This is a genomic window from Tateyamaria omphalii (genome assembly GCF_019802125.1).
Taxonomy (GTDB): Bacteria; Pseudomonadota; Alphaproteobacteria; order Rhodobacterales; family Rhodobacteraceae; genus Tateyamaria; species Tateyamaria omphalii_B.
The window spans coordinates 59,118-82,193 of record NZ_JAHVHT010000001.1 but is presented as its reverse complement, the minus strand read 5'-3'; the positions used below and the strand labels follow the sequence as shown (position 1 = coordinate 82,193).

The window sequence follows — 23,076 nt, the reverse complement described above, 5'->3', positions numbered from 1 at the left end:
GACAAGTGGGGAAAGAGGAAAACTCTGTTTCGATGTTGACGGCCCAATGCTGCCGTTCGCCCGGCATGCCAATCGCTGCGGCGCAGCCCGCCAAAGGAGACATTCGCTGAGGTTCCAACCTTGTGGCTCTTTCAATGACCTAAGCCGCACGACGTCCCCGCCAGAACCATTGGTCTTGCCATCGATCAGACAAGGGTGGACAGAAACCTAACCTCCATTGGATTGGAAGATGACTTTGTTTGCCTGATGACACCCAATGGTCGGTGAAATCGTGGATGGTCGAAGTCTAGAAAGACCAGCTTGTCTTCCAGATATGAGGCCGTCGTTGCTCTTGGCATTGTGGTGATCAGGTCGGTATCTCCAACGATTTCTAGGACCGACCTTATGGAGTCGGTTTCGCAAACGATGTGCATGGACTTGACCCCTGATGCGGTCATCGCGGCTTCGGTTTGTTGCCGCAACAAACTACCACGGGAATGTGCAAGCCATACCTGCGCCTCAAGGTCCGAAGCCATCACATTTTTGCGTGCTGTCAACGGATGCCCTGTTCGGCACAGAATCCCAACTCTGTCATCGATGAGCGGTTCGAAATCCAAGCCATCAGATGGATCAGCCAAGCTTTGGGGGCCCAGGACAAAATCCACCTGTCCCTGTTCCAGCATAGTGCGGAGTTCATGGACCAGCCCGGTCCGCATCTCGACGACGCAATTCGGGTTTTCACGGATAAATCGGGCTATGGAGGTGCTCAAGAAGCGGCCCGCAACGATGGGCGGTGCGCCGATCCTGAGTTCTCCGACTGCCCCCTTAGCCGACTGATCTGCCAGAACGCTTGCCTGTTCTTCGGCCAACCGGATGGCTTGCCCATTGCGGGAAAGACGAAGTCCCAATGCATTCGGTATCGATTTCCGTCCGTCCCGATTAAAAAGGGTCGCGCCCAGCCTGACTTCCAGGGCTTTCATGTTTCGGCTGAGAGCAGGCTGCGTCAGACCTAGTCGATCTGCTGCCGCTTGGAATGATCCGGTCTCGACGATGACCGATAGTTGAGCGAGATGCTTTGGATCAAGTTTCATAGCAATTCTTTATACGATCAGTCGCATGTCTGATTATATTAAATGTAAGTTCGCTGCTAGGTTCTTAGTCAAAATCAAGGGAGGACTCTGTGTACAACTTCAGGAAAATCGCTGCTGCCACTGCGATATTGGCGACGGCAACATTCGCACCTGCTGCGGCTACAGCACAAATATTCAAGGGCGAAACGGCAGGCGTGGGCGATCCCGTTCACACGATGTTCGTGACGTTCGCAAACCAAGCGGGCAAGTCGGATGTCGAGATTCAAGTCAACGCTGGCCAGACGCTCACAAAGTCTATGCTCAAAGGTGGGCGGCAGGAGATCGACTTCTTCTCGACCGTGCCGTCTCTCGTCAACCTTATGAAGGGCCAAAAGCGCATGTATGAAAGCGTGGACGACGCTCCGGCAGCGGCTGGCGAGCTACGTTCAATCCTTGGGTTCAAGGCAGGTGCGTATCACCCGGTCACGCTGGCAGGTTCCGGCATCGAGACCTGGGAAGACCTGAAGGGCAAAACCATATTCACAGGCCCGCCCGCCGGGTCGGCTTCGGCCACGTCCGAGGCGCTCATCAAGATCATTACCGGCTATGAAGCGGGCACAGACTATGAAGCCGTCCGCCTAAGCTGGGGCGAAGGCTACGCGGCCCTTGCCGACAAGAAAATCGATATGATGGTCCGTCCGGCTGAGATCGGCTCATCCAAGATCGAGCAGTTTGGCCTGTCCGGCGAGTTTCGAGTTCTGTCCATTCCCGAAGAAGTGGTTGGATCAGAAGCCATGCAGGCTCTATTCGGGCGTCCGGGTCGAGGAATGCTCCAGTTTGACGGCGGCGTCTACAAAGGTCAGTTGACCGGCGGCGTGATCACGGCTCTGGGCTTCACCCAATTCATCGGCACCCATACTGGCGTGGATGAAGATGTTGTCTACAACGCGACCAAGGCGTTCTGGGAAAACCTCGACGAAGTTCACGCAACTGCGTTCTTCCTGAAAGAGGTCACGCCGGAAACCGCGTTTTCTTCCGTCAACGTGCCCCTGCATCCCGGTGCGGCTCGGTACTATGAAGAGGCCGGTATCGCGATCCCGGACGCTCTTCGCCCGTAAATTGGATCAGGTGGAGGATCGCGTGGCGGTTCTCCTACCCTTTGATCACCATCAACCAAGGCTGATGTAATGACCGCAGAGGCAAATCCGTCCGGCGGAATTGGTAAGCTTTATCCACTGCTTTCGGCTCTTGCCTGTTGTTTGCTGGGTGCCCTCGCTCTTTACAGTTCCGGCATTGGACTCGTGGAGCAAAAATTCCACCGTGCAGCGGGGTTCGCTTTAGCCTTGGTCGTGGGCATCACGGCGTCTCGAAACCGGCGAGAAGCCAAGGGCCCGGTCGCGGGAGCGAAGGCTGCAATCCATTTGGCTATGGATGTTGCGATGCTCGTAGCTGGGCTTTGGTCGATCTGGTCTTTCTTCTTTGTCCAGACCCAGATGGAGACGGCGCTGTACGACGTGACCCAAGCCGATGCCTGGCCCGCACTGGCCGGTCTTGTCGTCTTTTTGGAGCTATGCCGAAGGCTTTGGGGCTGGGGGCTGTTCGGTGTCGGAGCCTTCGGTGTTTTGTACCTGCTCTACGGACAGGACCTGCCAGGGATCATGGCTCATACCGGCTTCTCTCTTAAAGAGGTCGCTGAAGCCCTTTGGTACAACACCAACAAGGGCGTATTCGGATCGATCACGAATATCGTTCTCTCGACAGTCTTCATTTTCATCGTCTTCGGGGTGCTTCTGGAAGGAACCGGTGCCGGTGACACACTTCTGAAATTCGCCTTCCTCGCCACACGCCGCATGCGCGGCGGCCCGGCCCATGCAGCTATTCTTGCGTCGTCCATGTTCGGAACAATGTCCGGGTCAACCGTGGCCAACATCGTCGGCACAGGAACATTCACCATTCCGATGATCAAGAAGCGTGGATTTTCGCCGACCTTCGCTGCCGGGATTGAGGCGACGGCATCGTCTGGTGGTCAAATCATGCCGCCCATCATGGGCGCAGCGGCGCTTGTGATGGCTGATCTAACTGGCGTCGGCTATCTCAATATCATTGTGGCGGCACTGTTTCCCGCACTTTTTTACTACTTCAGCCTCTTCGCCGCCGTCACCGTTGAGGCACGCCGCCAGGGCATCGAAGTGCAGCCGATGTCGGTGGATGACCGGATCACGCGGATCGATCTGATCAATTCCGTGCTGTTCCTGGGGCCAATCCTCTCCATCATTGGCTGTTTGGTCGCCGGATTCTCAACCTCTGCTGCAGGCTTCTATGCCGTTGTCGTTCTACTGGCCCTGTCGGTCATCAACCCGGATGTCCGGTCGGATCCCTTGCGCATCTGGCGCTCGTTCCTCAAGGGATCGCAATCCGGCGCAACGCTTCTCATCGCCATCGCCGCCATCGGCATCCTGGTAGGGTCGCTCGATTCCACGGGCCTGGGCCTGAAACTTGCCAATGTCATCGCCACGGTACGCGGCGAGAGCCTCTTCTCGGCTCTTCTCGTCGCCATGGTTGGAGCGCTCGTCCTCGGCATGGGCATGCCGACGCTGCCTGCTTACCTGATCATCATTCTGGTGATGGGCCCCGCCATTCAGCAGTTGGGCGTCTCGATGCTGACGGCGCATATGTTCGTCTTCTACTACGGCGTCGCCTCTTCACTGACGCCGCCGGTCGCAATCGCGGCTTATGCGGCAGCGCCCATAGCAGGAGCCAATCCTTTGATGACGGCCTTCATGTCGTTCCGTCTTGGCATGGCAAAGTTCATCATCCCCTTCGTCTTCGCTTACTATCCCACCATCCTGATCATCGAGGAATTCAGCCTCCTCCCCTTCCTCTGGATCGTCGCCCGAACCTGCTTCTGCATCTGGCTCTTCTCGTCGGCCCTCTCAGGCTACGACCGCCGCAAGCTGAGCCTCCCCGAAATCATCCTCCGCTTCGCCCTGGCCTTCACGATGCTCGCCCCGAACCCGGCGGTGCATTTGCCCGCCATCGCTTGCGGCATCGCCCTCATCCTCTGGGACATCCGGGCCGCCCGCACCATAGAACCGGCCGAGACCAATCCATGACCAAACGCCCCAACTTCCTGTTCATCATCACCGATCAGCACCGCGCCGATCACCTGGGCTGCGGTGGCAATACGGTTGTCCGCACCCCCAACATCGACAGCATCGCGGCAAAAGGCACGATGTGGGATCGCTTCTACGTCGCCAACCCGATCTGCATGCCAAACCGCGCCTCGATCATGACCGGGCGGATGTCTTCGGCGCACGGCGCGCGCCACAACGGCATTCCACTATCGAAAGATCACACCACCTTTGTGGAACTTCTACGCGACGCCGGATACCTCACCGGCCTTATCGGCAAATCCCACCTTCAAAGTTTCACGGGCCTTCCCGCCACAAATCAGTTCGAACCGACTGAGGGCCTTCACACGCCCAGGCTGCATCTCCGCGATGCCGTCAAGAACAACCGCCATACACCGGACTACGACTTGGAGGTCGTTCCCACGTGGAACCGCCCGCTGGCCGAGCGAATCGACGGCGATTTTTATGGGTTCGAACACGTCGAAGTGGCGGCAGACCACGCCGACCGTGCCTCCGGCGACTATCTTCTTTGGGCACGGGAACAGCGAAAAGACTTCGATCAATTGGTTGGGCCGGAGAACGCTCTGCCGGACAACCGAATAAATGCCCCTCAGGCATGGCGCACCGCGGTTCCTGAAGAGCTGTATTCAACCAATTGGATCGCAGATCGCAGTGTATCCTGGCTGGCTGATCGAGCGAACGACGCCGCACCGTTTTTCCTGCAAATGTCTTTCCCTGACCCACATCATCCCTTCACACCTCCTGGACGCTACTGGGATATGTATGATCCGGCGGACATTGAACTTCCTGCCACGTTTGGGAACGGTGATCTGCCCCCTATCCAAGCCATGAAAGAGGCAATGGAGAAGGGCTCCGATCCCCGCGACAATCAGAACCCGTTTGCTGTCACCGAAGACGAGGCCCGATCGATAATCGCTCTGACCTACGGTATGATTACAATGATCGACGATGCCGTCGGTCGCGTGCTGCAGCGGTTGGACGAACTCGGCCTCGCAGACAACACAGTGGTCATCTTCACGTCTGACCACGGCGACTACATGGGTGACCACGGGCTGATGTTGAAGCTCTTGTTGCATTACCAAGGAATAATCCGAGTTCCATTCATCTGGCACGATCCCGAGTCGCGGACACCGGATCAAATCGATCATGGGTTGGCCTCTTCTATTGATATTGCGCCTACGATCCTCGCTCGGGCTGGTATCCAGCCGTACAACGGTATTCAGGGCCGTAACCTCATTTCCTGCGAACCACCTGAGGCCGTGATTATCGAAGAAGACAGCCAACGCAGCATGACCGGCTTCGACCGCCCACAACGGGTTCGCACAGTTGTCACAGACCGGTACCGAATGTCGCTGCGAGAAGGCGAAGACTGGAACGAGCTCTATGATTTGAAGGAAGATCCGGGCGAAACAAACAATCTGTACGATCAGGCTTCGGCGAAAGAAGTGCGTCGGACCATCTCGGAGATCATGCTACGGAGATTGATATCTCTTCAGGATCGATCCCCGCTACCGGCCTATCGCGCTTGATCGAGAACCGCCCTAGCGGGTCAACTTGGGTGCTTTGCATTCCGGCCCATTCCTGCCGTTCGCCCGTAAAGATAGTTGCTGCAGTGCGGCCCTCCAAACCGGACTTTCGCTGCGCTGCCGAAACCCTGATCCACTACAACTCACGCATCGTGAGACAAACCAGCCGTTAGATTCTCTGGCAGCAAGGTTCGCTTTCTGCCCGGGTCCAGGCCTCGGATCGTGCCAAAACTGAGCACTGGCAGCCATGCGGGCTATGAACGCAGCATTTTAGTGATAGGTGGAAGGTCTGCCGAGGCAGAGGAGGGCCATTATCTTTGGGCCAGTCGCCGCTACCCATCCCAAATGATTGCTTGAGCGGCCCGTCTTGAACCCTTTCTCGGAAATCGATTGTTGGCGCGTTCATCGCCTGCAAATTCGTCACGCAATAGAGAAATCATGATCAACTATGTAGTGATCGGTACTAGAGACCTTACTGCTTCGGCAATCTTTTTCGATGCCGTGCTTGACGCAATCAAGGGCACCCGCGCCTACAACCTTGGAAACATGATCGGCTATAGTTTCGGAACGGGCAAGCCGATGATAATAGTCACCTACCCCTATGACGGACAGCCGGCTTCCCATGGCAACGGCACAATGATTGCGCTCGCTGCCAGCGACAGCAGTCATGTCGACACTGTCCATGCCACCGCACTTGAACATGGCGCAACTGACGAAGGGGCTCCTGGCAGACGCGGTCGGAACTTCTGCGGCGGTGATTTTCGAGACCCGGACGGGAACAAACTCAGCATTAGCAGATCATCCTGACAACCGGAGTTTTTTGAGAGGCAAAACTGCGGGCCGAGATACCTTTGTCCTGCCGGTTGCCCCAAGGACACTCTGCCAAGTGGCGCGGGATCACCTCGGGGTGGGTTTGCTCTACGCAGGGACACATCTCTCGATATCGAAGCGGCATCTATACGTTTTTTGTTGGTATACTGCGGATACACGTCGGTTTTTTATGCAAAAACCGGGTGTATATGTTTGCCCATGAATTGGAACTCGATCTCTTTCGACTGGAACCAGGCCCGGGCATTCCTTGCGGTCGCAGAAGAGCGCTCTCTTTCTGCTGCGGCAGCAGTTCTGGGTGTCACACAACCTACGATCACAAGACAGATTGCAGCTCTGGAGAAGAACTTAGAAGTGATCCTGTTTGAGCGTTCTGGGCGATCTGTGTCCCTCACGCCAACCGGATTGAACCTGTTGGATCACGTAAGAACCATGGCAGACGGCGCCAACATGATGTCGCTAGCCGCGTCTGGTCAATCTCAAACCATCGAGGGTCTGGTTCGCATATCGGCTACGGACATGACCGCAGCTTATGTGCTGCCACCAATGCTCGACCAATTGCAATTGGTCGCGCCCAATCTGGAGTTGGATATCGTGGCGGATAACAATGTCAGTGATCTGCTTCTTCGACAGGCTGACATTGCAATCCGACATGCTCGGCCGGAAGAACCGGATCTCCTCGCCAAGCTTGTCTGTGAAGACCCGGCACGTTTTTTCGTCGTCTCCAAGTACACAGATTCATATGGCGAGCCCAAGCTGGACGAAGACCTTTCGCAGCACCAATTCGTCAGCTTTGGTGATGCAGAAGGCATGCTTGCTCACTTTCAGACACTTGGGCTCAAGCTGACAAGACAGAATTTTAGGTATGTCTCGCGTTCGCAGGTCGTTGAATTGGAGATCGCGCGTCAAGGACATTGCATCGCGATCATGACAGACCGCATCGCAGCCAGGTTCCCGGAATTTGGACCGGTGCTGACCGACATTGAGCCCTTCAAAATACCAAACTGGCTGGTTGCGCATCGAGAGCTACACACAAGTCGTCGCATCCGGTTGGCATTCGATCTTCTGAAAGAATGCCTTTCCCAATAGTGGCGCGACACCCTTCTTTCCGCTGAGCCTTCTTGCACCGTTCCAAAAATGAGGAGTCCAATCCGATGCAGCTTCTTGCGCTGCGGCATCCCTTGAGCACTTCCGGTGGGTTCGCAGCGCCTGCCGCTGGCGAATTTTCTGATCATCCGAATACCGCATTTGCATATACAAGAGAGGGGGGCTACCCAATGAATTCCTTTAAAGGTCATCACATTGTTGTTCAGCGTCGCGGGCCGCCAGACGTCCTTTCTTGGACGCCGGTTCAAGTCCGCGCGCCTGCCACTGGAGAAGTGCGCGTCCGCGTCGAAGCTGCTGGCGTATCCGGTTTCGATCTCATGATACGCGGCCACTGGTTCTTTGGGTTCACAAAACCGCCATACACGCCTGGCGAAGATTTTGTTGGCATTGTAGACGCGATCGGGCCGGATGTGACCAGTTTCACAATAGGGCAAAGGGTTACTGGCTGGACGTTCGGACAAGGCGGCGGCTACTCCGAGATGATCATCCGCCCGGCTGAAACACTGGTTCCAGTGCCGGATGGCGTTGAGTCTGTCACAGCGGCCGCGATCATAACCAACTACCTCACAGCATCGCTTGTGCTGGAGAAGACAGCCAAGGTGCATCCCGGCGAGCGGCTTTTGATCCATGGTGCAGCTGGTGGGCTTGGTTCAGCGCTTCTGCAACTTGGCAGCTTAGCTAGGTTCCAAATGTTCGGCACTGGAAGTGATAAATCCAGTGACTTCATTGCCGAAAATGGCGCTGTCCCCATCAACTACAAAGCCGAAAATTTTGTCCGCCGTATCCAAGATTTGACCAATGATGGGGTGGATGTCGTGATCGATGTCGTTGGCGGACCCCGCCAGCTTTGGCGATCGAGCCGATGCCTCAGGCGCGGGGGACGGTTGGTCATGCTGGGAATGGCATCCATCTACAAATCCGGCGCTGCAATCATTCCGCTCAGTCTGTTGACCGCCGGTACGGTGGCGCTTTGGCCAAATGGTGTGAGCGTGCCGATGTCGCCGAGCATGTTGAGTTTTCCGGCCAAAAACCTCGACTGGTATAGGGATACGCTGACGGACCTACTGGAGAAGACCGCAGCGGGTCGTCTACATCCGGCCATCGCAGCAGAGGTGCCCATGTCCGAGGCAACCCGGGCCCATTCAATGCTCGAAGCGGGTGGCCTTGTCGGCAAAGTCGTGCTGACCAACTCAAAATGAAGATTGGCCCACAATCGATGAACTCCCAGCCGATATACCGCCACTGGATAACCGCCGAAGGTCACGAGGGCGGGGATAGCCCTTCCGGAGCGTTGTTCCCGTACTGGAGTTTCACAAAGACGGCGATCTCGATCTGCGCACTGAAGCTTGTGGAGGCTTCTTACTTGAGGCTGGACGCCCGCGTATCGGGTCAGCCATTTACTCTTCGTCAACTGCTTCGGCACACTTCGGGCCTTCCGGACTACGAGCCACTAAAATCATATCGTGCGGCGGTCGCCGGAAAAGAGGAGCCTTGGTCTCGCCAGAAGCTGCTGGAAACTGCAATGGCACAAGGCATGCTTTTCGATCCTGATGCAGGATGGTCCTATTCCAACATCGGCTACCGGTACGTTCGCGAATTGATTGAAGAGACCACCGGTATGCCAATTGGCAGAGTGATTTCGGACCTCCTATGTCAGCCCCTGGGTCTGCGGAGCGTGAAGTATTGGGAGACGCCCGAACAAACGGCTTCTCTGAAATCGGATGCTGCTGACGGCTATGATCCACGTTGGGTCTTTCATGGCTGCCTGATCGGTTCTGTTTCGGACGCAGCGCATCTTTTGCATGCTCTCTTTCATGATCAGCTGCTTCGTGCCGAAACCCGTCGCGAAATGCTTGCTCGCCATGTCATCGGTGGAACAATTCCTGGGCGGCCATGGACAGAGTGTGGCTATGCGCTTGGATTGATGTCTGGCGAGGTTGGCGAAATTGGGAGGGCCATCGGACATTCAGGAGGAGGACCGTTCAGCGTCAATGCGGTCTACTATTTCCCGGACAGGCCGGACCCCGTCACAGTGGCCTGCTTCACAGATGGGGAGGATGAAGGAGTGGCGGAGTTCGAGGCCGTCAAAATCGCTAAGCAGGTCTGAGGCATGTCCGTAAAAATAGCACGCCTCGCCGCCGCTCTACGCCAGTAAAGATCCATTCTCACCGAACCAAAATCGCCAACAAAGCCATAATCGGCTGCGCGCCGGAAACTTCCGAGAGGTTAAACCGTGGTGAAAGAAAAGAAATCATATGATCTTGAGATCAGCATTGAAGACGACATGACGAAGAAAAAGATGCTGAGAGTTGTGGAGCGTGCCGCGATTGCAACGGGATTATACATCTCGCATATCGGAGGTTATTCGCGCAAGAAGTACCCCAACTCCGTTCACTGGCACTTCAAGAGACACAAGAAAGAGCCGGGTTTGATTGATGCCACCTTCTGGAAAGAAGGTACGAAATTCTGGCTGATTGTGAGGAACAATGAACCACAGTGGGTGCATGACACAGCACCGTTGCTTCGGAAGGCTCTAAAAAACGAGTTGGCAGAACTCTAGGTAGAAATCATGGTTACAGCGGAGTTCCTGGTGCCGACTTGGTTAAGTCGTCAAAATCAAAAACTACAAATGTTCGGGCTCTGGTTCATGTCACGTTGCAACGACGGTCCGGAGCGCGTGCTTACACAACAATCCCCTGGTCAAGAGACACTAGATTGCAACGTAAGATAACATTTGCCCGGTTGCACGAAGTTGAGCCAACAACGATAGCAGCCCACATGTCCGATCCACGTATGGCGGAACACATGCCCCTTCTTTCTATGGATTGGGACGCCAGCGTGGCGGAGAAATTTATTGCTAACAAGGAAGAGTCCTGGGCGCGCGATGGCCTTGGGCACTGGGCTTTCTTCGCCGATGGTCGGTACGTCAGATGGGGCGGTTTTCAGAAGGAAGGTGATGAATGGGATTTCGGCCTGGTCTTGCGACCGGACTCCTTTGGCCTTGGTACTCGTATTGCAAAGAAGGCGATTGAATTTGCCGTTGCCGATGACCGCATCCCATACGTCACGTTTCTCATGCCGCCATCCCGTAAGAATTTGGGCGCACTTAAGAGGCTGGGTGCAAGGCACGTCGGCGAGGTTACTTACGATGGAGCCAACTTTCTCAAGTACCACCTTGAGACCAGCTGACGGCTTCGTTCGCGCACTTCGCAAGGGTCCCTGCAAGCACTAACCCGCTAAATATGCTCGATTTCGACTGTGCTCGCAGCCCAGTCTTTGTCCGCAAGCCTGGTTCTGACGAAAACGCCCGGCGAAACATCGGTGGTTTGCCTGTTGGTGAACCAACGACTTGCTGGACGTTTCATTTGGCGACCGCCCCCAACGGAAGAAGTCGCTATTGATGTTGCGCCGTCCCGCAAAGGGACGCCGATATCTTCAGGTTTCACACGCCGAGGAAGCAATGTCGTGTACCAACCAAGGAAAGTGATGAGCCGTCGTCGACGCGTGCGCTCGGATGAACCTCGGTGCGGCAAACTTTGGAAGCACAGGGCAAGTCTTTTTCATCAAGGCCCATCAACGCCATTTAGGGCAACTTCATCTTCGTTCTCGCTCACGACGGTGATGGATATCTCGCCCATTGATGATGAAGAGTATCTAATCACCTCACCAGCCTGCAAAAACCGGCCTGCTCTCAGTTCTTCGCGAATGAAGGCCTCTACGACACTGTCATAGCCAGACTGGCCCCTCAGAAAGCTACCGCTCAGGACGTATTGCAATCCGCCCCGGGTGATCTGCAAAGAAGTTGGAGGCATAAAGATTACGCCTTCAGGTGTGCCGGACATTAGCGCCTGCCCGCGTGCCAATCGCTTCTGATCAAGCAAGTGGAAATGCTGTCCGCGAAAGACGAAGCGTTCGGACTCAAGATCACTCAATGCTTTCTCGATGAGCTGACGAAAGTTGAGGATCATCTCGCCCCCACGTGCATCCTGCCGCAAGGAGTTGCCCCGATGGGTTGTGATACGCTCCGCCGTAACAAAGCGCTCCCAATCGGTGGGGATCACCAGAAAAGGTCCTGTAGGAAAGAAGTCCGGACCGCTCTTGGCATCGCTGAACCCCGAGCCGGAATCGAAATTGTCCACATCGATCATTCTCGACAGTACGGCCCGGTCCGTGAAATCGGCGCACAGAAAGAACCCTTTGCGCGCTGCGTCGAAATCCTCAACTGTTGCAATGTCCCTGTCGAACCGCACGCAAAGCTCGACTTCGTAATCAAGAAGCACGCCTTCTCTTTTGACGACAGTGGTAACGGGAGGAGACGGCGGGCCGAATTTCGGGAAGGCAAAGACGGACTGACTATTGGTCTCTTCTGCGTGTTCGGGAAAATTCGTGCCCGAAGAAAGGTGTCGTTCTCCGTCTCCGGCGGCTGATGCAAGTTGGGCGAATGTATAGCTTTCCGCATGACCTACTCCAGAACTGCCGGTCGCTTCCATCTCAAGCTTGGCCAAGCGCGTTTCGCCCACCGCCGCAAATGCGTCGAAGAGATCAGCGCCAAGCTGCGCACCATGGTTTGTCAAATCAATCGCCTTGATCAGCCCATCGGCCAATCCAGTCACCAGCAAAGGAACTCCGGTGTGCGTCTTGGCCAGGGTGATTGCCTCACTGCTTGGGAGCACTCCGGGCACCAGAGGCGCACTCTCCGCCGAGATTGGATTGGTGCGGGCGGGATCATCGCGGACAGAAAAGATCAGGCCGATGCAGATCACGATGATCAGTACGGGAAGGTAGATGGCAGTTTTCATTTCGAACCTCACGATTGTTTGGATGCCCTGACCCGGGCTGCGCGCCCAGACCGGAGCAAAGCCAATTGGGTCAAAGCGGTATTCAGAAGCGGAAGAAGACGCCGGTTGAAATCTCGGTTTGCCCATCGTCGAAGGTGATGGGGCTGTCCTTGGCGTCGCCCAGCAAACGTGAGTGCTCGATGCCGAGGAAGACCCCAGTGCGTTCGGTCAGGCTGTAGGAAGCGGTCAACTCCAGCCCCGCACGTTCAAAAGCGGAGCCTGCATCGAATGCAGCAAATCTTGACGAAGCAGCTTCGGCAGCGGTTACTCCATAGAATGCGTCCGCATAGGAGCCGTCAGACCACACGATAAACGGCTTGGCAGACACCCGAAGGCGATCGCCCAACGGTGCTGAAAACTCAGCACCAAAGGTGGCGCGGGTCCCCTCATGGCCATCGCTGCTTATGCCTTGGCTCAGCTCAAACTCCAGATGGGCGATCCCAACGTCATACTCCAGAAAGGCTGTAACCAGCCCACCTGCCTCGACATCGCGCAATCCACTGAGCCTCTCATCATCCTCGACAAGACGCTCGTCAAAATCATAGCCAATCGCGAAACCAAGAGAGAGAGCGCCCGCCCCTCTGTTTCGCAAGGCAAAGACACCCAGCCCCCGCTGGTTCAGAAAGAAGCGGTCGCGCCATACGAGATCAATAATTGGAAAAGCCTGGGTCGAGGTCTCGTCAGAACCAGAAAACTCGGGACCGGAGCTGACGCCGACCCCAACAATACCGGTGAAGTCTCTTTCGCGATCTTGCGCGGCGGCCCCTGTGGCGCAGAGCACCTGGCCCGCAAGTGCCATGGGGAAGACTGATAAGACTCTGTGAATGTACGACATTGGAATGTCCCTTTTCTGTTTCAGCATGCACGGCAACTTCATCGGCGCGCATGACGGCCAACAGACAGCTTGGGGTGTCGACGATTTTGAAGGGCCAGTTCACGAACGCGATGTAGAAATTCGTGAATGGCAACGATTGGTGCGCCAGCGGTCGTATTATGACCGTTCGCGAATTGCACGTTTATGTTGAGGGGATTGCGCCCTACCAACGGTTGAATGAGTCGCGTTACGCGAGGTGGGGTAAATGAAAGATCCGGAAGGTCGTACCGGCTTCGCATCCGACGGTTTAAGGTCAAACCTGCTGAGTGTTCTTGGCTCGGGTGACCTGTCCTGGCGCCAGTTGGCGCAACATTGCCTTGCCTTCGCGGTTGTGGGCGGACTGGTGATCACCAGCTTCGATCCTTCCGTGACCTCCGGGATGCCTTTCTGGGCGGCGGTTCTGCACTGGGTCACACATCTTTTTCTTGCAGCGGTTCTGTTGATGGGCACGGCAACGTTGGTGGCACTGTCCGGGCTTCGAATGCCGTGGCCTCTGGTCGTTGCAATTTGTTTCCTGCCTCTATTGCTTGCACCGTTCTCAATGGCTCTCGATGTCCTTCTCGGTGAAAAGCCGGACGATAGCCTGATCAATGCAGGGTTCAGTAGGCGCTACGTTGAGGAATTGCTGAACGTAGCGCCGCCGTCGTTGGGCCTGTCGGCCATAATGGCCGTGTTCGCCTATCGGGCGGCAGAGATGGCAAAGCAACAGCGCCACGCGATACTTTCTCGCTTGGCACCAGAGCCAGCGCTGCGAAGCGCGATCCCGGTTCCACATAGTCTTGGCGACGATCTAGTCAGGATCGAAGCGCAAGATCACTATGTTTCGGTGGTGACAACCGAGGGGACAGCAACGATGAAGCTGGCGTTGTCGGACTGTGTCGAAGCGCTCAAGGAGTTTCGGGGCATGCAGTGCCACCGATCGCACTGGGTGAGGTTCCGGCATATCAAAAGAGTTAAGCGTGTCGGCAGCGCCTATGCCTGTGTGCTCGAAAACGGGACGGAGGTTCCCGTAAGCCGACGCCGCCATGCCCAACTCAAGAAAAGGCTCTAGGTCGGCCGCAATCAAACTTCCCTCCGATCACCCGATGGATGTCTGAAGACTTCTGCGTGGTGACGTTCGACGGCCCAAACCGGACACTGCCGACTCTGCCGATCGCTGCGATGCAGCTTCCTTGAAGCAGACCTTCGCCGCTACTAGATCATCAGGAGCCCTTGAATGGTCAATCTGCGCCAACAGAAAAGTTCGCCCAAATTACTGTTGAAACACTGGCTCTGAGTGAAACAAGCACGTGTGTGATACCACAAGCGCACTGCCGTCCTCGAGGCATTTTGTGTAGTCGCGTAACACACTAGGCTAAGCCAAACTCTTTAGCCAAGCGAGGTTCGTTCTCGGTTAGAAAATCATCAAACAATGCCTTGCCAAGCTCAGCGTCAGTACTCGATCCTCCGAGCTCTAGACCACACGCTACGCAAGTCGCCTTGCTTAAGTACAACCCAAATGGCGAGACACTTGAGGTAAAATCAAACTTCACCGCCACGCTCAATTCTCCACATACGGGGCAGAAAAGTGTTTCGTCATCGTATCCGTTAGTAGACTGCAACTGGGATACTGCTTCAAAGATTGCAGCGCTTTGATCCACATAAAATCCGTTTTCATCTATCAAATACCTCGGCTCAAAATTAGGTCGAATGTGTTGTTGCACTGCCCAAACTATTGGTAGCATCGCAACTAACCAACCGGCCTCATCTGTGATCGAATTCGCCTTCAAGTACTGAGATAGGCTGAGAGCCCTTTCTATTTCAACGACCAGTTGTTCATACAGTTCACCATCAAATTTGGCTCGATAAATTGTCTGTACGAGGGGTAGCAAAGTATCCAAGATAGCCTTAGCAGCTTCTGGGTTAGTTGCGGCTGAATGCCCTGAGTGCATCAACCGATTTCTTAGTTGATACGCCTGGTGAAAGTTGGCCTTAGGCCCTGTATTGCTCTCAGAACGTCTTTGAAAATCGCTTTCGAAAGATGGGTGAGCTTGTTCAAACGCCTCTAGTTTCTTCCAAATCGTTCGTTGATCAGTGCTACCATCGTCCTTGGTTTCATCTGTCGTAAAAGCTTCAATTGCAGAGATAATGTTCACAAGGCCAGCATCGTACCTGTACATTGAAATCATGATGAGCGCGTTGCCAAAAGACTGACTGCCGAACTCATAGCTGAGCCCTCGCAACTGCTTCTTGGGTCGATGACGGAAGAACATTGAGATTGCGTTCCCTTCTTTGGATAGTCCTCAAGCTACAAGACGAAAGCTTCAACTGGTTTTCCCAAATGTCAATTTGAGGTTGTCCAAAACGGCCCTAAGCCGACCTCCGGCAACAACCTTCGACGCTGCGATGCAGCCCGTCAGAGCCGACTTTCGCTGCAGCGCGGAAATCTTGGCCCGCTCGAACTCACAGATCGCGGACTTCGCTGCCGTTCGCTGCATCTGCACCAATGTCAGCTTTGTGATCGACCGCGCTGTTTGCTCAACAACGCGGCCCCTTGCCCAACCCATCAGATCAAAATGTCATCACTTAGCTCTGCGAAGGTCATGTCCCGCACGGTCAGCGTATCTCCGTTGCCGAGATCCAGAACAACGTCATCCCCTACCTGCATGCTCAGAGCGTTCACATCGGCCATGCTGGCGAAGCCGAAGCGGGTCAGGTCAATGGCATCCAAGTTGTCTTCAAAGCCCACGATGATGTCTTCACCATAGTGCGGTCGGAAGTGGAACGTGTCCGCGCCGCCACCGCCGGACAACACGTCGCTGCCACTGCGGCCATAGATCACATCATCGCCGTTGCCGCCCCAGATCGTGTTGTTGCCAGCGTCGCCGCGCAAAATATCGTCGCCATTGCCGCCGCGCAGGTTTTCGATGCTAACGTAAGTGTCGCCTTCCGCTGCACCGGTGTTGACACTTGCGTTCTGCAAATCAGCGATGAAGCCAATCGTGCCATTATACTCGACGCGATCAACGCCATTGCCACCGTCCAGCACATCTGCACCATGGCCACCCAGCAAGGTGTCGTTGCCATTGCCACCCAAAAGCGTGTCGTCGCCTTCGCGGCCATGGATCACATCATCGCCATTGCCGCCGTCAACCTGGTTGGCCGCTTCGTCACCGCGCAGATTGTCATCGAACCTCGACCCAGAGAGGTTTTCAACACCGTCGAAGGTGTCTCCTTCGGCATCTCCGGTGTTCAGGCTGTCTTCCCGGAGATCCACAAGCACGCCCGCCTCTGAGGTGCCGTAGCTTGCCGCATCAATGCCGCCGCCGCCCACAAGATGGTCCGCTCCAGCGCCGCCATCGAGGATATCGTCACCATTGCCGCCCCCGAGGGTGTCATCGCCAGCGCCGCCGTAGAGCGTGTCGTTGTTGCCTTGGCCATGCAGGAAGTCGTTTCCGTCCTCACCCGAGAGGACATCGTCACCGATCCCGCCCAGCACATGATCGTCGCCGAACCCGGCTTCAACACGGTCATTGCCGTCCCCGGCGTCAATTGTGTCTGCAAAGAGGGCCGAGACGTCTGCATGATCCGTGGGCGTTCCGAGCAGCCCGCTGCCCATCAACTCGACAAGCTCGTCGTTTGTATCCGGTCCGCTGACATACACGTCCAGCGCTTCTGTTGTGGCATAATCGAAGTAGCGGATGTGAATCTCGTGCAAGCCTTCATCAAGCGCAATGGTGACGCTGTCACCCGTGCCCTGCTGCGACGCAACATGCGTTGCGATGCGTTGTCCGTTGATCCAGAGTTCCGCATGGTCATCCGAGTAGAGTTCGAACGTGTAGTCGCCAGCCGCCTCAATATCGAGCGCGCCGTAGAACGCCATGCCGAAGTAGCCGGTCTCACCTTCGGCTTCCGCGTGCGCAGCCGCGTTGATAGCACCGACATACCCGGTTGCCGTCGCCTCACCTTGATCAAAGCTTGTCAGATCCGGTGCCGCTCCGTCCGGCAGATCATAGTATTCGAAGTACAGTAGGCCGCGCATCGAGGATGCAAAGTCACCTACAATCCGGTCATTGCCCGCGCCTGCATCAATCGAGTCCTGCCCCAATCCGCCGACCAGGGAGTCATGGCCACCCCCGCTCACAAGCGTATCACCGCCAGCTCCGCCTTCCAGGATGTTGTCCTGGCCGTCGCCGGTCAGGTGATCGTCGTGCTCCGATCCGACGAGGTTCTCGATACCCGTGATTGTATCCCCTTGGGCGTGGCCACCAGAGGCTGTACCAGCGGCCAGATTGACCGTGACTGCAGCATCCGATCCTGCGTAGCTGGCCGTATCCAGAATGCCTTGACCACCATCAATGATGTCTGCGCCTGCGCCGCCGTTCAGGACATCGCGACCGATGCCTCCCTCCAGCGTATCAGCGCCATCCCCGCCGGAGAGCCAGTCATCATCGTCCCCGCCGTCCAGCACGTCATTGCCCGCACCTCCAAAGAGGGCGTCGAACCCATCGTGACCGATCAGGGTATCATCCCCGTCGCCCCCATAGATCTGGTCTGCGCCTTGCTGACCGTGCAGGCTGTCATTCCCGTCATTGCCGGACAGGTAGTCCGCACCACGGCCACCCAGCACGGTATCATTGCCTGCACCGCCATAGAGCGTGTCGTCGCCGTCTTGACCCTGCAGATCATCATTGCCGTCTCCGCCGCTCAGCATGTCGCGACCACTGCCACCGATCAGAGTATCAGCGCCTTCGTCGCCCCACATCTGATCCGCGCCGGAATGGCCGAGGATGTAATCATTGCTCTCACCACCGGCGAGGATGTCGGCGCCGGAACCGCCGGAGATCGTGTCGTTATCGGCACCACCGACAACCAGGTCCGCGCCATTGCCACCACTCAGCGTGTCATCGTCTTCACCGCCATAGATCGAGTCGTTCCCTGAGTTGCCGGCAATGCTGTCCGGACGCGCCGTTGGCGGCGGGGGTGGTGTACCGCCACTGGTTGCGACTGAGCCCCCTTGCGCTGGGTTTCCAGAGCCAGTGCCGTTTGTTTGCCCACCTCCTTCGGGCGTTTCTCCTTGCACGCCCGTTCCATGGTAACTGTAGTCACCCTGTTCAGGTTCATGATATCCCACCAGAACATCATGCCCGGCCTGTCCGCGCAGCACGCCATCGGACCACACGAAGTGCGTTTCGGGTATGTATTGATTGCCATTTCCGTCGATGAAGATCCGTGTATCCCCAACGCCTTGGTTGAAGCTTTCACGGATGTAGTTGTCGCTGGTGTCGAGCGTCGTATTGCCCGGGATCGCGCGCACACTGCCATCCGTGAACTCAATCCGCTCAACGTCGATCAGGTCGATAACAGCCCGAATGCTGTCGGCGGCGGATGTCACAAGCAGCTGCCACTGATTGCCGCCCACATGCCGGATCGCTGCAAAATCAGCCGCATCCATGACCAGAACATCATGCCCGGTCCCGCCCTGTAAAACGCTCCAACCATACGGGTTGTGCGCCCCGTGTTGGCCAAGGTCGTCCAGATGGAACACGTCGTTGCCTTCACCGCCGGACAGGATCTGGTCGCCGTGCCAGAAGTACAGGCTGTCATTGCCTGCGCCGCCATCCAGCGTGTCATCCCCATATCCGGCAATCAGAGTGTCGTCACCCGCGCCGCCATCGATGAAGTCGTCGTGCAGCCCGCCTGACAGAGAGTCGTCACCATCGCCACCAAAGAGGCGGTCATCGCCACCACCACCGGTGATATCATCATCACCTGCTCCGCCCAGCACACGGTCGTCATGATCCTCGCCGTTAAGCGCATCGTGGCCTGCGCCGCCAAAGATCAGATCGTCTCCGATCCCGCCGTCAATGCTGTCGTTCCCGTCGTCACCACCGAGATTGTCTCCACCATGGCCGCCGGTGATCGTGTCATCGCCGCCCCCGCCATAGATGGGCAGATCGTCCGAGGATCCAGCACCTGACAGAACGTCGTTGCCTTCACCGCCATAGGCGCCTTCCAGCTCGTGGTTGACCAGCGTGACATCCACACCCTCGGTGCCGGTCACAATGATCGTGTCGATACCGTTGCCACCGGACACGCTGCCTTGCTCAAAGTCGGCATTGTCAACGAAGAGCAGATCGTTGCCGTCCCGCCCTTCAACAACATCAGCCCCGGCGTCACCGGACAGCAGGTCGTCATTCTCGCTACCACGCACGGTGTCATTGCCCGCGCCGCCTGAGATTTGCACGGATCGAGAGTGGCCCGCAGCCAGCAGCGCATTAGGACGATCATCACCCGTCGCGCCATCCAGAGCCCGCGCATCAAGAAGCACGTGTTGGAGTTCCCCCCCATCTAGCACGGCGTAGTGGTAGCTCTCGCCGCTTTCGAACTCGATGGAGTAACCGACATCCGTTTCAACTTCGCGGTAGCCCAAGCCGCTATACGACAGCGAGACATCTCCCACGCCACCTTCAACGGTCCCATTGGCAGTTACAAAGGACGCAAGCCCATGCAGCGTGTTGCCAAAGACGGTGATGTCGTCGTCGGTTTCTGAATAGTCCGAGCCATCGTCGTAGATCAGATTGATTTCCGTGATGACCTCTTGCGTGAGCTCGTTGGGCTGCCGTTCGCCATCACCGTTCAGGTCATTCCAAACCGTGGCAGTCGCTTGCTCAAGTGTGTGAACCTCGCTGGCCTGCTGAATGCCATCATCATTCTCGTCATACCACGCCGTCGCAGTCACACCAGCGAGCACAAACAACTCGCCCCGGTCGGTCACACCATCCTGGTTCAGATCCTGCCAAATGCGGAGCTCATGCCAGATCTGATCGTCCGCATTTATGACCCCGTCGTCGTTGTCGTCAAACGCGCGGCGCAGCGCTTGCAGGTCAGTATCCCCCTCATTGCCCCACAGCGACCAAACCAACTCGTGCGCCTGGTCAATAAGCCCGTCGCCCGCGCCGCGTGTGCCATCCGCATTCAGGTCAAGAACGAGAAAGCCGTCGTGCGCAGACGCCCAGGAGCCTTGTTCCAGGAAGCCGTCATTGTCCCAATCGAAGAAGGTCTGTCGGTCAACAGATATTTCGACACCATCACCATCAAGATCGAGGATAATCGGTCGATCATCGTGCGTACTCCAGCCATTTGCTCCGTCGGAAGAACTTCCCCCAGGGCCAGTGCTCTCATCAGGTCCATTCCAACCTCCACCTGAAGCTGTAACGCTTTCACCTGTCGGAATACTTGTTCCAGTAGGAGACCCATTCTCATCGAAGTAATTCGTAGCACCCGTTGGAACCCCGTTTTCATCCAGTTGAGGCTCACTCCAACCTTCTAAATTACCCTCGTTGTCAAAGAACAAAATTGTTCCGCTAAACAAATTAGTGGACTCTAATAAGGGCGACTGATTACTGTTCAATAGATCGTAGTCCAATACACCATTGAAAGGATCAACGATTGCGCCGCCTGCTTCCCAAACACGGATAGCGACTCCAGCATCGGTCTTCTGAAGGTCAATAACTGAGCCAGCTAAATCAAATGAAGTATTCCCTAGATCGTTCAAGGCCTCAACTAAACCATCTGCAAGATCCGGAATATCCGAAGTAAACTCGTGACTAGAGGAAACAAGTGAATAATCATCCAAGTTGATGTTTACCGTACGGGTCTGTCCTAATAGCTCGACATCACCAGCGATCTGAAGATCCCAACCAAACAGTTCTGCAGAGGCCGCCCCAGCTATGGAAACCGACTGGGAAAAAACGTAGGTCGCGGTCCCATTACCGTTATCTGTGTATGAAAAATCAAAAAAAGTTGCCTCAGCGCTCGCTTCGACCTGAGCGTTCTTAGTCAGATTGAAGTTTTTCCCAACTCCGGCAGTCAACGCAACATCGAAAGTGTCATCTGCGACATATCCCTGAAAGCCACCCCGGAAGACCCCAACAGAGCCCTGCGCAAATATGTCTCCATCTAGATCCCGCCCAAACCGAACAGAACCGATGCCAGCATTAAAACCAGTGGTCGCACCACTGCTTACATTCGGGAAATCCATCGTCACGCACCTAAAGGTTAGAACTCAATTACAGCTATCCACATCGCTCGAAGGAAAATGGCTGGTCATTAACTTTGCCAGAAACTACCCACATTAAAAACCTCGATAAACAATCCCAATCAACAGACGCCGGCAAACCGCTTGAATTGATGAACAGGAACGATAACTCCTTATCATTGGAAGTTTGAAAATCTGCTAAATGCGAAACCGTTTTACTCGGCAATTTTGAAATCTTATCAAGTGCCGGACCGAGCACTTCAGAACCCTGTATGGTTTTTGCCGACGACCAATCCTCCAAGATATAAACGACATACCTTGACTCCGAAAACTTATCAGGTCTAACCGTGGACACAATTCTTTCCCTATCGACCCTGGATAAGGCCTGCCTTATTTCTTGGTCTGGGAACATGAAAAACACTACCACGCCCATTTGCTCCACAGCCGAACTTTCTTTAGCCAACGCAAATTGACGCACATTCGATGAAACAAACAAAGCGCTAAGAATAGCAACGAAAGCAACTAGTCGGATATTCACCGGATCCACCTCACTGGGAAACTGTTTTGAGCAGATTATCCGTACCTAAAACACACCCAGCTTCTGTCTTCAACCCTAGGCAGAACGATCTGGTTCCAGTCAGCCACTTTGTCACTCTATAAAACAACATCTGTGTGGAATATTCTTAAGCGTAGGTACGCCCCCGGCTGCAAGCTAGCTTCAATTTGGAGCATGCAAATATGGTCGACCGTTCAACTTAGACACAGGACCGATTGATTTCCGCTTGGCGTCATGATTCACGTCTCGAAAAACGGGCGGTGAATATGTCTGATCCATTCTGGTTGAGCGACGTATAGATGGCGCGCCTTGCCCCTTCCTTGTAAAATCCCACGGCAAGCTTTGCGTAGATGATCGTCGCGTCCTGAGCGGCTTTAACTTCATCAATCGCAACGGTTTAAGCTGGCGTGATGCCCCCAAACAGTATGGTCCACACAGAACGCCTTTTGCGAAGCTGCGATTGGCAATGCTTAGTTTTTTGTAAGCGGACATCCATGCGCGTTGCAGCATCGGTCGCTCTGGGCTCAAAGCCGTCATTTGGCGCTTCATGTCGGAGCTTTCGGTCCTCTCAAGCACCTTCAGGGTCGGCTTGGCGGACGAATCTGCCGTTCAGAACTACGGAATAGATGTCAGCTTTCGAGGGTCAGTGATCTCGCCCACACAGGTCATGGTCTGCGAGCGAGGCCAAGACATAACAGTCCTCTGCCACGCCGCGACCGTCGCATCCTTGTGCAATACGCTTCAGTTCGTTCTCAAGCGCTTTGAGGCGTTTGATCTTGGCTCGCACTTCGGACAACTGACCTTCGGCGATCTCGGTGGCGGCTTCGCATGATCGGTCCGGATGGTTTTGCAACTCGATCAGTGATGAGATCGCTTCGATGGAGAAGCCAAGATCGCGCGCATGACGGATGAAGCTCAGGCGTTCCAAACCCTCATTTGTGTAACGTCTCTGGTTGCCTGCCGTACGTTCCGGTGCAGCCAGAAGACCCATTTCTTCGTAATAGCGGATGGTAGGCACTTTGACCTTCGTCCGCTTTGAAAGCTCGCCAATTGAGAACATGCGAATAAACCCCTTGAACCTCTAGTCACTAGAGACACTACATTAGGACAGAAGCGATTCTGAAGA

At 55.6% G+C, this 23,076-nt stretch carries 19 protein-coding genes and 1 pseudogene; 12 read left to right on the top strand and 8 right to left on the bottom strand.

Going from position 1 to position 23,076, the window contains the following annotated elements:
- Positions 1 to 185 precede the first annotated feature (185 nt).
- A complete protein-coding gene (locus KUV51_RS00465) occupies positions 186 to 1,070 on the bottom strand; it encodes a LysR family transcriptional regulator (RefSeq protein WP_222519670.1) in 885 nt (294 codons plus the stop codon).
- 89 nt (positions 1,071 to 1,159) lie between these two features.
- Here KUV51_RS00465 and KUV51_RS00460 point away from each other — a divergent pair, with 89 nt between their 5' ends.
- The 9 genes from KUV51_RS00460 to KUV51_RS00420 all read left to right on the top strand — a co-directional run bounded on the left by KUV51_RS00460 (position 1,160) and on the right by KUV51_RS00420 (position 10,851).
- Positions 1,160 to 2,167: a TAXI family TRAP transporter solute-binding subunit gene (locus KUV51_RS00460; RefSeq protein ID WP_222519669.1), complete on the top strand. Its 1,008-nt coding sequence runs from the start codon at positions 1,160 to 1,162 to the stop codon at positions 2,165 to 2,167.
- 69 nt (positions 2,168 to 2,236) lie between these two features.
- A complete protein-coding gene (locus KUV51_RS00455; RefSeq protein WP_222519668.1) occupies positions 2,237 to 4,162 on the top strand; it encodes a TRAP transporter permease in 1,926 nt (641 codons plus the stop codon).
- On the top strand, positions 4,159 to 5,730 hold the full coding sequence (locus KUV51_RS00450) for a sulfatase (RefSeq protein WP_222519667.1): 1,572 nt from the start codon (positions 4,159 to 4,161) through the stop codon (positions 5,728 to 5,730). The genes KUV51_RS00455 and KUV51_RS00450 overlap by 4 nt, the downstream gene beginning before the upstream one ends.
- Positions 5,731 to 6,165: 435 nt before the next feature.
- The gene (locus KUV51_RS00445; protein ID WP_222519666.1) at positions 6,166 to 6,534 is read left to right on the top strand and encodes a VOC family protein; all 369 of its coding nucleotides are present in this window, start codon (positions 6,166 to 6,168) and stop codon (positions 6,532 to 6,534) included.
- A gap of 222 nt (positions 6,535 to 6,756) precedes the next feature.
- On the top strand, positions 6,757 to 7,644 hold the full coding sequence (locus tag KUV51_RS00440; protein WP_222519665.1) for a LysR family transcriptional regulator: 888 nt from the start codon (positions 6,757 to 6,759) through the stop codon (positions 7,642 to 7,644).
- A gap of 65 nt (positions 7,645 to 7,709) precedes the next feature.
- The gene (locus KUV51_RS00435; RefSeq protein ID WP_222519664.1) at positions 7,710 to 8,861 is read left to right on the top strand and encodes a zinc-binding dehydrogenase; all 1,152 of its coding nucleotides are present in this window, start codon (positions 7,710 to 7,712) and stop codon (positions 8,859 to 8,861) included.
- A complete protein-coding gene (locus KUV51_RS00430) occupies positions 8,858 to 9,769 on the top strand; it encodes a serine hydrolase domain-containing protein (RefSeq protein WP_261385582.1) in 912 nt (303 codons plus the stop codon). Before KUV51_RS00435 ends, KUV51_RS00430 begins: the two co-directional genes overlap by 4 nt.
- A 129-nt stretch (positions 9,770 to 9,898) precedes the next feature.
- A complete protein-coding gene (locus tag KUV51_RS00425) occupies positions 9,899 to 10,222 on the top strand; it encodes a hypothetical protein (protein ID WP_222519663.1) in 324 nt (107 codons plus the stop codon).
- A gap of 167 nt (positions 10,223 to 10,389) precedes the next feature.
- On the top strand, positions 10,390 to 10,851 hold the full coding sequence (locus tag KUV51_RS00420; protein ID WP_410001064.1) for a GNAT family N-acetyltransferase: 462 nt from the start codon (positions 10,390 to 10,392) through the stop codon (positions 10,849 to 10,851).
- 374 nt (positions 10,852 to 11,225) lie between these two features.
- Here KUV51_RS00420 and KUV51_RS00415 read toward each other — a convergent pair whose 3' ends face one another.
- Both KUV51_RS00415 and KUV51_RS00410 read right to left on the bottom strand, forming a co-directional pair.
- The gene (locus tag KUV51_RS00415) at positions 11,226 to 12,587 is read right to left on the bottom strand and encodes a fumarylacetoacetate hydrolase family protein (protein WP_261385580.1); all 1,362 of its coding nucleotides are present in this window, start codon (positions 12,585 to 12,587) and stop codon (positions 11,226 to 11,228) included.
- On the bottom strand, positions 12,544 to 13,299 hold the full coding sequence (locus KUV51_RS00410) for a MipA/OmpV family protein (protein ID WP_222519661.1): 756 nt from the start codon (positions 13,297 to 13,299) through the stop codon (positions 12,544 to 12,546). Before KUV51_RS00410 ends, KUV51_RS00415 begins: the two co-directional genes overlap by 44 nt.
- 25 nt (positions 13,300 to 13,324) lie before the next feature.
- Here KUV51_RS00410 and KUV51_RS00405 point away from each other — a divergent pair, with 25 nt between their 5' ends.
- On the top strand, positions 13,325 to 13,525 hold the full coding sequence (locus KUV51_RS00405) for a hypothetical protein (RefSeq protein ID WP_222519660.1): 201 nt from the start codon (positions 13,325 to 13,327) through the stop codon (positions 13,523 to 13,525).
- A gap of 54 nt (positions 13,526 to 13,579) precedes the next feature.
- On the top strand, positions 13,580 to 14,425 hold the full coding sequence (locus tag KUV51_RS00400; RefSeq protein WP_222519659.1) for a LytTR family DNA-binding domain-containing protein: 846 nt from the start codon (positions 13,580 to 13,582) through the stop codon (positions 14,423 to 14,425).
- Between the two features lie 298 nt (positions 14,426 to 14,723).
- On the opposite strand, the gene KUV51_RS00395 is transcribed toward KUV51_RS00400, so the two are convergent.
- From KUV51_RS00395 to KUV51_RS00380, 4 genes are all read right to left on the bottom strand, one after another.
- Positions 14,724 to 15,626 (bottom strand): hypothetical protein, encoded by a 903-nt coding sequence (locus KUV51_RS00395; RefSeq protein WP_222519658.1) that lies wholly within the window; start codon positions 15,624 to 15,626, stop codon positions 14,724 to 14,726.
- Positions 15,627 to 15,919: 293 nt separating this feature from the next.
- Positions 15,920 to 20,278 (bottom strand): PA14 domain-containing protein, encoded by a 4,359-nt coding sequence (locus KUV51_RS00390; protein ID WP_222519657.1) that lies wholly within the window; start codon positions 20,276 to 20,278, stop codon positions 15,920 to 15,922.
- Positions 20,279 to 20,331: 53 nt separating this feature from the next.
- Entirely contained in the window at positions 20,332 to 20,547 is a 216-nt protein-coding gene (locus KUV51_RS00385; RefSeq protein WP_222519656.1) for a hypothetical protein, read from the bottom strand.
- Between the two features lie 884 nt (positions 20,548 to 21,431).
- Positions 21,432 to 21,932, bottom strand: coding sequence for a hypothetical protein (locus KUV51_RS00380; protein ID WP_222519655.1), 501 nt, complete (start codon positions 21,930 to 21,932; stop codon positions 21,432 to 21,434).
- A gap of 317 nt (positions 21,933 to 22,249) precedes the next feature.
- Here KUV51_RS00380 and KUV51_RS22085 point away from each other — a divergent pair.
- Positions 22,250 to 22,392, top strand: a pseudogene (locus KUV51_RS22085) (transposase); the annotation flags it as partial.
- 201 nt (positions 22,393 to 22,593) lie between these two features.
- On the opposite strand, the gene KUV51_RS00375 reads toward KUV51_RS22085, so the two are convergent.
- Entirely contained in the window at positions 22,594 to 23,010 is a 417-nt protein-coding gene (locus KUV51_RS00375; protein ID WP_222519654.1) for a MerR family transcriptional regulator, read from the bottom strand.
- Positions 23,011 to 23,076 lie beyond the last annotated feature (66 nt).